Source organism: Neisseria sp. LACPHL-SPEC-2024-00856, from assembly GCF_047915665.1.
Classification (GTDB): Bacteria; Pseudomonadota; Gammaproteobacteria; order Burkholderiales; family Neisseriaceae; genus Neisseria; species Neisseria polysaccharea.
Genome location: NZ_JBLRPR010000020.1, coordinates 1 through 10,320, shown reverse-complemented (window position 1 = coordinate 10,320; position 10,320 = coordinate 1). Strand labels below are relative to the sequence as shown.

The 10,320-nt window shown below is 53.8% G+C and carries 6 protein-coding genes; 2 read left to right on the top strand and 4 right to left on the bottom strand.

From position 1 onward, the window contains the following. Positions 1-453: 453 nt before the first annotated feature. The 4 genes from ACNAU7_RS10280 to ACNAU7_RS10265 all read right to left on the bottom strand — a co-directional run bounded on the left by ACNAU7_RS10280 (position 454) and on the right by ACNAU7_RS10265 (position 5,747). Positions 454-1,905, bottom strand: coding sequence for a DASS family sodium-coupled anion symporter (locus tag ACNAU7_RS10280; protein ID WP_416302164.1), 1,452 nt, complete (start codon positions 1,903-1,905; stop codon positions 454-456). Positions 1,906-2,230: 325 nt separating this feature from the next. Then, a complete protein-coding gene (locus tag ACNAU7_RS10275; protein ID WP_115177998.1) occupies positions 2,231-3,484 on the bottom strand; it encodes a complex I 51 kDa subunit family protein in 1,254 nt (417 codons plus the stop codon). Beyond that, complete coding sequence (locus ACNAU7_RS10270) at positions 3,481-5,109, bottom strand: FAD-binding protein (protein ID WP_107863770.1); 1,629 nt, start codon at positions 5,107-5,109, stop codon at positions 3,481-3,483. The genes ACNAU7_RS10275 and ACNAU7_RS10270 overlap by 4 nt, the downstream gene beginning before the upstream one ends. Then, entirely contained in the window at positions 5,109-5,747 is a 639-nt protein-coding gene (locus ACNAU7_RS10265; protein WP_107863771.1) for a 2Fe-2S iron-sulfur cluster-binding protein, read from the bottom strand. Before ACNAU7_RS10265 ends, ACNAU7_RS10270 begins: the two co-directional genes overlap by 1 nt. Before the next feature lie 807 nt (positions 5,748-6,554). On the opposite strand from ACNAU7_RS10265, the gene ACNAU7_RS10260 reads away from it, so the two are divergent. Both ACNAU7_RS10260 and trkA read left to right on the top strand, forming a co-directional pair. Beyond that, positions 6,555-8,078 (top strand): fumarate hydratase, encoded by a 1,524-nt coding sequence (locus tag ACNAU7_RS10260; RefSeq protein WP_416302163.1) that lies wholly within the window; start codon positions 6,555-6,557, stop codon positions 8,076-8,078. Positions 8,079-8,175: 97 nt separating this feature from the next. Beyond that, positions 8,176-9,588, top strand: a complete 1,413-nt coding sequence (trkA, locus tag ACNAU7_RS10255) for a Trk system potassium transporter TrkA (protein ID WP_118793193.1) — start codon at positions 8,176-8,178, stop codon at positions 9,586-9,588. Positions 9,589-10,320: the final 732 nt, after the last annotated feature.

Genomic DNA, 10,320 nt, shown 5'->3' with positions numbered 1-10,320 from the left:
GCGTGCATAGAAGCGGCCGCGAAGCCAAGTAAGATGCATTGAACTGTCTTTTTTTGTTTCATCAGTTTTTCCATTTTGAAGGTATGTGATTTTTATTATTATATGCTTAAATCATTGACACACCAAAAAAATGAATTGCTTGATATTCCAATGTTTTTTATATGTTTTTATATTGTGATGCAGAACGGGAATCTGTATCACGTCATTCCCACGAAAGTGGGAATCTAGAAACTCAAAGTTGCAAGAATTTATCGGAAACGGCTGAAAACGAACGGTCTGAATTCCCGCCTGCGCGGGAATCTAGAACTTCTGAATTTTCAGACGACTTTTGAATATTGCCGCCGCCCCGAAGGTCTGGATTCCCGCCTGCGCGGGAATGACGGCGGATGCCGTCTGAACCGCGAAACGGTTTCAGACGGCATTTTTTGCCTTAACATTCAAACAGCCGGCGGTTTACCAATAACCCAAAGCTTTCCACCACAAAATACCGGCAGTGGCGAAAATCAGGATTTCGATAACGCTCATAATGAAGCCCGCCTTCCACCATTCGCCCATATTGACGTAGTTTGAGCCGTAAATCACAGGCGCGGAACCGGTGGCGTAATGGGTCAGCGACATCATTATGCCGGTGGCGGCCGCCATCATCAGGGCAAACAGCATAGGCGGCGCGCCCAATGCCAGACCCGCACCGTAAAACGCGCCGAACATCGCGGTAACGTGTGCCGTGCCGCTGGCGAAAACGTAGTGGGCGTAGAGATAGGCAAGCATCAGCAGGGCGCAGCCGGCTTCCCAACCCAAGCCCAAATGGGCGATACCGCTTTGCATAGATTCGGACAACCAGCCGATAAGCCCCAGTTTGTTGAGGAAGTTCGCCATCATCACCAAGGCGGCAAACCAAACGATGGTGTCCCACGCGCTTTTTTCTTTCAGCGCATCTTCCCAAGTCAGTACGCCGGTTAAAAGGCACAGGCTCAAGCCGAGGAAGGTGGTGGCGGTAGCATCAACTTTCACGCCGAACAGCATCTCGGGAATACCCGCCCACAACAGCAGCAGAACCAGGAAAATGCCCAGCATGATTTTTTCTTCACGCTTCATCGGCCCCATGGCAGCCAAATGCTCTTTTGCCAATGCAGTGGCGTTAGGGGTTTGTTTGATTTCAGGCGGATACAGGAAATACAGCACCAGCGGCATCAGCAGCATCGCAATCAGGCCGGGTACGATCATCGCCAAGAACCAAGTGCCCCAAGAGAGTTGGATTTGCGAGTTGGTGGCTTTGGCAACCAATTCGACGACCAGCGGATTGGGTGCGGTGGCAGTGATAAAAATCAGACAGGTAATCACGTTGGCGTGGAAGTTGACCAGTGAAAGGTATTTGCCGATTTTGCCTTCCGTCCCTTTTTCAGGATCGGAGTCGAAACTCAAGGCGATGGATTTCATAATCGGATGCACAATCGCCCCGCCGCGCGCGGTGTTGCTCGGCGTAACCGGACCGATGGCCAAATCGGCTAGTGCCAAACTGTAACCCACGCCCAGCGTGCGTTTGCCGAAAAGGGAAATCAAAAGGTAGCCGATACGCATCCCCAAACCGGTTTTCAACAGGCCGCGCGAGATGATGATGGCGATACCGATCATCCAGATTAACGAGTTGTTGAGGCTGCTTAAAGCGTCTTTGGTCGCGTCGGCGGCTTTTTCGTTGGTTACGCCGGTCAGCGCGACCAAGGTAATGCCCAAAACCGCCATTGCGCCGATGGGCATCGCTTTGCCGATGATGCCGGCAATGATGCCGACGAACAGTGCCAAAAGATGCCACGCGTCGGGCGATACGCCTTGGGGAACAGGGATGACGAACCAGATAAGCAGCGTCAGCGCGAGCGCGGCCGCCGCAGGGATTGGCTTGAAGCCCATATTAGTCTCCTAGTTTGAAGTATCGGGAAAATCGGGTTTCAGACGGCGTGTGCCTGATTTGGGCGTGGGATGCCGTCTGAACGTGTTTTGCGCCGTTCTCTTTTTCAGACGGCATTTCTTGAGTTTTGCGTTTTGCACTTTGTGTTTTACCCTCTCCCTAACCCTCTCCCACGGGGAGAGGGTTGGGGAGAGGGCAAAACCTCAAGATACGCCGTATCGTTTTCCTTCCGGCAAGTGATTTACGTTGTAACACCTGACAAATGCTTAAACCCCAATCAATTTGTCGGCCGACAACCCTGCCTGCCGTCTGAAACATCGTATCTGCTTAATCCTGCCCCGCCGGCAGCCCGTACTCTTCGGGGAAGGTACGCAGCGAGCTTTGCAACACAGTAACCGCGCCGTCAATCAGACCGCAGCGGCCGCTTCGGGGCAGCAGTTGGCACAGGCTTTGCAGGGCGCGGAGGTCGTCTGAAGTGCCGATGCCGGTATCCACGCGGTTGAGCAGGCGTGAAAGTTGGAACGTGCCGCCTTTGCACGGCGGGCATTGACCGCACGAGTTGGACGCAAAAAATTCCACATATTCGGACACTTTACGCACCACGCTCGTGCCTTCGGAAATCACAATCATCGCGCCCGTACCGAGGCTGGATTTGCGTTCGCGCACGGACACGAAGTCCAAAGGCACATCCAAATCTTTCACGGTCAGAAGCGTGTTTGACGGGCCGCCGGTAAATACGGCTTTAAACGTGCGGCCTTCGAGCATACCGCCGCCGTGGTCGAAAATCAGCGATTGCAGGGTCGTGCCCATCGGCAGTTCGTACAGGCCCGGATTCAATACGTCGCCGGAAAGCGAATAGAGTTTTGTACCGGCCGCATCGCCCAAACCCAGCGATTTGTACCATTCCGCGCCTTTGGCAAGGATTTGCGGAATATTGGCGAAGGTTTCGGTATTGTTGATCAGGGTCGGCTCGCCGTTGACACCGCTTTCGGCTGGGAACGGCGGCTTGCGGCGGGGGAAGGGGAAACCGCCTTCCAGCCAAGAAATCACGGCGGTTTCTTCGCCGCCGATATAGCGGCCTGACGTTTCAACCAGTTGCAAGTCCAAAGGTTTGCCCAAGTAGTTTTCGATACGGATAAACAAATCGCTGTTTTTCCATTGCTCGATGGCGGGTGTGATGGAGGCGATGGAGTCGGTCTGATGAGGGTTGACGTACAAAACCGCTTTGTTGGCGCGGCAGGCGACGGCGGCAATCAATACGCCCTCGATGACTTGGTGCGGTGTTTTCGCCAGCAACACGCGGTCTTTGAACGTACCCGGTTCGTCTTCGTTGGCATTGCAGACGACGTATTTGTCGCCGTGTTTGCTTTGGGCGGCAACCGCCGCCTCCCATTTGCGCCAAGTCGGGAAACCTGCACCGCCCATACCGCATAGGTTGGCTTCTTGCAGTTTGGAAACAATGCTTTGAGGATCGGCAAGTGCCGCCAGCAGGCCTTCGCCGCCGCCGACTTTGCGCCACGCGGTCAAATCCGCGCCGACTTGGCGGGACGGGTGCAGTAAGTTTTGATTGGCTTGGTTCATAATTGTTGCTCCTGCAAACCGGCGTGTTCGCGCAAATCGAATTTGCCGTAGTCGGGATATAAAACGGGGGCTTTGATGTCGCCGGTCAGTCCGGCGCGGGTCATTTCGCGTTGCAGGTCGTGAACGTGTCCGACACCGCCGCGCACTTTTTTCAGCGGCAGGCCGCAATTTGCCGCAGCTTTACCGGCACGGCGGCCGAAGCTGATGATGTCCAAAAGCGCGTTGCCCATCAGGCGGTTGCGGCCGTGGATGCCGCCGGTTACTTCGCCGGCGCAATAAAGTCCTTCCACACAGGTTGCGCCGTCGCCGTTGATTTCGACACCGCCGTTTTGATAGTGCAGGGTCGGATGAATCATCACGGGTTCGACAGCGGGATCGATGCCGCATTTGTGGGCGACGTGTCCGAGTGTAACCAAACGGTTCAACACATCAGGATCGTTGGCAATCAGGCGCGGGGTGTCGAGGAACACGCCGACTTGTCCGTCGCGTACCACGCCACGGCCTTCGCGGCATTCGCGCAAAATGGCGGCGGCAACCACGTCGCGCGGCTGCAATTCGTCAACGAAACGCTCGCCCAAACCGTTGACCAGTTTGGTGCCTGCGGAACGCACGGCTTCGGAAATCAGCGCGCCTGCCAAGTGCGGCGGATGGGCAACGCCGGTCGGATGGTATTGGAAGGAATCGACATCGCGCAGTTTCGCGCCGATGCGGTACGCCATTACCAGGCCGTCTGCAGTCGCACCATAATGGTTGGAAGTGGCGAAACCCTGCAAATGCAGCCTTCCGCTGCCGCCGGTAGCCAAGACCACGGCTTTGGCGTGCACCAATACCAAAGAGCGTTTTTCCAAATCGTACAAAATCGCGCCGACGCAGCGACCGTGTTCGTCTGATAATAATTCGATGGCGGGGTGGCGGTTGAGCTGGGTGATGTTTTCGTCGAGTTCGACTGCCTCGCGCAGGACGCGCATCATTTCGAGGCCGGTAAAGTCGCGGTAACTCAAAATACGCGGCACGGTCGTACCGCCCGCGCGTTTGCGGCTCAACATACCGTTGCTGTCCGCGCCATTGGCAAGGTCGAAGGTCATACCCAAGCCAATCAGCCAGCGGATGGCGGATGGCGCATCGGTAACCATTTGCGCAACCAATTCTTTTTTACCGACGTTGTGGCCGCCTTTGATGGTGTCGTCAAAGTGCTGTTGTAAGCTGTCTTCCGCGCCGACTGCCGCCTGAATGCCGCCTTCGGCCATCACGGTATTGCTGTCGCCGATACGCAGTTTGTTTGCCATGATGACGCGTGCGCCTGCTTCAGTCGCAGACAATGCCGCAGCCGCGCCTGCTCCGCCGCCGCCAATGACCAATACGTCGGTGTTCAAGTGTTCTGCGCCTGACAAATCATAGTCGTCAATCAGAGGCTGACTGATTAAGAGTTTGGCCAAATCAGGATGGCAGTAATCGCCTTGGTTTGGGCCGATAGGCAGTTTCACACGTGCATTTGCCTGATAATCGGGATGGAATTGGCTCAGCAATTCGTTTTTTTCCGGCAGGTCGCCGCGCAGTTCCAATGAGGACGCGCGCAGGTTGGCAAGGGCGGTTTCGTAGTCTATGCCTTGGATTTTGTTCGCCATCACATTGCCTCCTCTTCAAATTCGACTTTCATTTTGCCGCTGTCGATTTCGCGCAGGCGGCGCATCAAATCCACAGGACGCAATGTGCGCGCCGCTTTCATACGGCGGGCGAACAGGCCCAAGTGGTTCGGACGGATGTGTTCCGGGCAGGAAAGGGTGCAGAGGTTACACATCACGCATTGGTCGAAGGTCAGCGCAGCCGCACCGAAATCGCCCGATACCACTTGCGCCACGCCGTTTTCCACTTCCAAACCTTTGGGACAGGCGCGGTTGCAGCCGCCGCAATGGCGGCAGTTTTGCGCTTCGGGAAAGGCTTTGGCGGTGTCGTCCAGCCAGTTCCAGCCGTCGCCGACTTCGCCCACATCGTAGTATTGGATATGCTCGGGGATAAAGTAGTCCAAGAAGCTGACCTGCATGCCTTCCTCGACTTTGGTTTCACACGCCAACGCAGTCGTTACTTCGCGCTCACCTTCTTTGCGAATCATACAGCGGCAGGAACCGCATACGCCTTGACCCATGCAGCCGACGTTGGCAGTAATCGCATTGCCCGAACGTGCATAGGCTTGGATGATTGACGAATCGGCGGAAGCTTTGACTTCATGGCCGTCTATGGTCAGGGTTAACAAATTTTTACTCATGGCAGTGTCCTGTTGGAAGGATAGTAGATTCGGTATTGTGTATTTTTGTTACACAAGAGAAATAAGAACTTCCTCTCGCGTACTATGAATATGTTTATAACTTAATGTTTCTTATGTGAAACATAGTTTATCAGAATTTGTACCTTATCGTTACTAAACTACAAAATTGCCATAGAAACATATATTGTTGACAAAATTTATGTATGAAATTTTAAAATACACTTATTTTTCAATAAGATTATAAAAAATACCGTCTGAAAAATAGAAAAAACAAACAGAAAAATACAATCCATTCTCATTATTGCAATCTAGTGAAAAATATATATATTACTGTAATATATGTATATTTTTTGAAAATACTGATATTTGGAAAATAAGTTATAAAATTTCAAAAAGTCAAATGCGTTTGACTTCAGTCAAAATTCCCTCTTTCATATATGACAACTCCCTACTGTCATTATATCCTTTAAGCGGTTGAAATCAGATTGAAATTATTGAGAATAATTTTTATGCCGTTAAAAAGGATATTCGGACAGGTTCGGACGGCATTTATAAAAAACCTAAAATTACCAAACATATTTGTAGTTTTATTTCCATTACAGGCAACAGGCAAAGATTACAAATATCAAAACCCGAGTGAAACAGTATTTTATTAAAACAAATTGATAATCAATAGATTAGAATTATGTATTGTCTTTACCGTACAAACGCTGGCACTATTTCAACCTGATAAAAAACAGCCTTCAAAAAGGTTGTTTAAAACAGCAGCAGACACTTACCGCCACAACCTTGAAAAGGAACACAATCATGACCGTCATCAAGCAAGAAGACTTTATCCAAAGTATCTGCGATGCCTTCCAATTCATCAGCTATTACCATCCGAAAGACTATATCGACACACTTTATAAGGCGTGGCAGAAGGAAGAAAATCCTGCCGCCAAAGACGCGATGACGCAGATTTTGGTCAATAGCCGTATGTGTGCGGAAAACAACCGCCCCATCTGCCAAGATACCGGTATCGCGACCGTCTTCCTCAAAGTCGGCATGAACGTCCAATGGGATGCGGACATGAGCGTGGAAGAGATGGTTAACGAAGGTGTACGCCGCGCCTACACTTGGGAAGGCAATACGCTGCGCGCTTCCGTTCTCGCCGACCCGGCCGGCAAACGCCAAAACACCAAAGACAACACCCCCGCCGTCATCCATATGAGCATCGTGCCGGGCGACAGAGTCGAAGTAACCTGCGCGGCAAAAGGCGGCGGCTCTGAAAACAAATCCAAACTCGCCATGCTCAACCCTTCCGACAACATCGTCGATTGGGTATTGAAAACCATCCCGACCATGGGCGCGGGCTGGTGTCCTCCCGGCATCTTGGGCATCGGTATCGGCGGCACGCCCGAAAAAGCCGTACTGATGGCGAAAGAATCTCTGATGAGCCACATCGACATTCAAGAGTTACAGGAAAAAGCAGCGTCCGGCGCAGAATTGTCCACCACAGAAGCCCTGCGCCTCGAACTCTTTGAAAAAGTCAACGCGCTGGGCATCGGCGCACAAGGCTTGGGCGGACTGACCACCGTGTTGGACGTCAAAATCCTCGATTACCCGACCCATGCCGCTTCTAAGCCGATCGCCATGATTCCGAACTGCGCCGCCACCCGCCACGTCGAATTTGAATTGGACGGCTCAGGTCCTGTCGAACTCACGCCGCCGCGCGTTGAAGACTGGCCCGATTTGACTTACAGCCCCGACAACGGCAAACGCGTCGATGTCGACAAGCTGACCAAAGAAGAAGTGGCAAGCTGGAAAACCGGCGACGTATTGCTGCTGAACGGCAAAATCCTCACCGGCCGCGATGCCGCACACAAACGCCTCGTCGATATGCTCGACAAAGGCGAAGAATTGCCCGTCGATTTCACCAACCGCCTGATTTACTACGTCGGCCCTGTCGATCCGGTCGGCGATGAAGTCGTCGGCCCGGCAGGTCCCACCACCGCCACCCGTATGGACAAATTCACCCGCCAAATGCTCGAACAAACCGGCCTCTTGGGTATGATCGGCAAATCCGAGCGCGGCGCGGCCACCTGCGAAGCCATTGCCGACAACAAAGCCGTGTACCTCATGGCGGTCGGCGGCGCGGCATACCTCGTGGCAAAAGCCATCAAATCTTCCAAAGTCTTGGCGTTCCCCGAATTGGGTATGGAAGCCGTTTACGAATTTGAAGTCAAAGATATGCCCGTAACCGTTGCCGTAGATAGCAAAGGCGAATCCATCCACGCCACCGCCCCGCGCCAATGGCAGGCGAAAATCGGCATCATCCCCGTCGAATCTTGAGGCGCAATGCCGTCTGAACGCAAAATCCGCCTTCAGACGGCATTTCCGCCCCCGATTGCAGTACAATCCACCATTTCATCACCCGACGACCCACACCGTGAAAATCCTCATTTTAGGCAACGGACAGGTAGGTTCTACCGTCGCGCAAAACCTTGCCGCCATACCCAACAACGACGTAACCGTTATCGACATCGACGAAAAAGCATTGCAGGAAACAGGCAGCCGCCTCGATGTCCAAACCGTTTTCGGCAACGGCGCATCCCCCTTCACATTAGAACGCGCCGGCGCGGAAGATGCCGACTTGCTGCTCGCGCTCTCCCGCAGCGACGAAACCAACATCGTCGCCTGCAAAGTTGCCGCCGACCTGTTCAACATCCCCGGCCGCATCGCGCGCGTCCGTTCCAGCGAATACCTCGAATACCTCAGCCCCAAGCTCGAAAACAACGAAAACGGCAGCCTTTCCATATTCGGCATAACCGAAACCATCAGCCCCGAACAGCTCGTTACCGAACAGCTTGCCGGCCTGATAGACTGCCCGGGCGCATTGCAGGTTTTACGTTTTGCAGACGACCGCGTGCGGATGGTCATCATACAGGCGCGGCGCGGCGGACTGCTCGTCAACCGCGAAATCGCCGACATCGCCCAAGACTTGCCCGACGGGGCCGACTGCCAAATCTGCGCCGTTTACCGCAACAACCGCCTTATCGTCCCCGCGCCGCAAACCGTCATCATCGAAGGCGACGAAATCCTGTTTGCCGCCGCCGCCGAAAACATCGGCGCGGTCATACCCGAATTGCGCCCCAAAGAAACCAGCACCCGCCGCATCATGATTGCCGGCGGCGGCAATATCGGCTACCGTCTCGCCAAGCAGCTCGAACACGCATACAACGTCAAAATCATCGAATGCCGGCCGCGCCGTGCCGAATGGATAGCCGAAAACCTCGACAACACCCTCGTCCTGCAAGGTTCGGCAACCGACGAAACCCTGCTCGACAACGAATACATCGACGAAATCGACGTATTCTGCGCCCTGACCAACGACGACGAAAGCAACATTATGTCCGCCCTTTTGGCGAAAAACCTCGGCGCGAAGCGCGTCATCGGCATCGTCAACCGCTCAAGCTACGTCGATTTGCTCGAAGGCAACAAAATCGACATCGTCGTTTCCCCCCACCTCATCACCATCGGCTCGATACTCGCCCACATCCGGCGCGGCGACATCGTTGCCGTCCACCCCATCCGGCGCGGCACGGCGGAAGCCATCGAAGTCGTCGCACACGGCGACAAAAAAACTTCCGCCATCATCGGCAGGCGCATCAGCGGCATCAAATGGCCCGAAGGCTGCCACATTGCCGCCGTCGTCCGCGCCGAAACCGGCGAAACCATTATGGGACATCATACCGAAACCGTCATCCAAGACGGCGACCACATCATCTTTTTCGTCTCGCGCCGGCGCATCCTGAACGAACTGGAAAAACTCATCCAAGTCAAAATGGGCTTTTTCGGATAAACCGCCCCATTCCGGACACATTGCCGCCGCATCGTGATGCCCCATCCCCCGTTTGCCGTCATTCCCGCGCAGGCGGGAATCCAGACCTTCGGGCGGCGGCAATATTCAAAGATTATCTGAAAGTTTGAAGTTCTAGATTCCCGTTTTCACGGGAATGACGAAAGGTTGCGGACAGCAGGGGGAATGACGGGGTTTCAGACGGCATCAAATGCCTTGTCGGGCTTCAGACGGCATCGTCCACCCTCCGCCGTCATTCCCGCGAAAGCGGGAATCCAGTGTGTTCGGTTTCGGTTTTTTTTTGAGATTTCGGGTAACTTCTAAACCGTCATTCCCGCGCAGGCGGGAATCCAGACCTTGGGATAGCGGCAATATTCAAAGGTTAGCTGAAGCTTTAGAGATTCTAGATTCCCGTTTTCACGGGAATGACGAAAAGTTGCGGGAATGACGAAGCTTCAGACGGCATCGCCCGCCTGTTTTGATATGGCGGCAAATTCATCCGCGCCGAACAGCCATCCCGAATAGGCGGAAACGGCAAACAAACCGCCGAACCTTTAAACAAACCCGCGCCCCAATCAACAAACCGCCCCGACAAAAAACAATCCGGAACGCGTCTGACCGTTCCGGATTGTTTTCAGGCGCATCCGCCGCATCAAAACATACTGCGCACGCCCATATTGACCTGCCAATTCTGCCGCATCGTGTGCATCGAAGACCTTTGCGCCTCAAAATAAA

Coding starts and splice junctions, on each gene's coding strand:
- ACNAU7_RS10280 (WP_416302164.1), bottom strand. CDS start 1,905: ATGGGCTTCAAGCCAATCCCTGCGGCGGCCGCGCTCGCGCTGACGCTG.
- ACNAU7_RS10275 (WP_115177998.1), bottom strand. CDS start 3,484: ATGAACCAAGCCAATCAAAACTTACTGCACCCGTCCCGCCAAGTCGGC.
- ACNAU7_RS10270 (WP_107863770.1), bottom strand. CDS start 5,109: ATGGCGAACAAAATCCAAGGCATAGACTACGAAACCGCCCTTGCCAAC.
- ACNAU7_RS10265 (WP_107863771.1), bottom strand. CDS start 5,747: ATGAGTAAAAATTTGTTAACCCTGACCATAGACGGCCATGAAGTCAAA.
- ACNAU7_RS10260 (WP_416302163.1), top strand. CDS start 6,555: ATGACCGTCATCAAGCAAGAAGACTTTATCCAAAGTATCTGCGATGCC.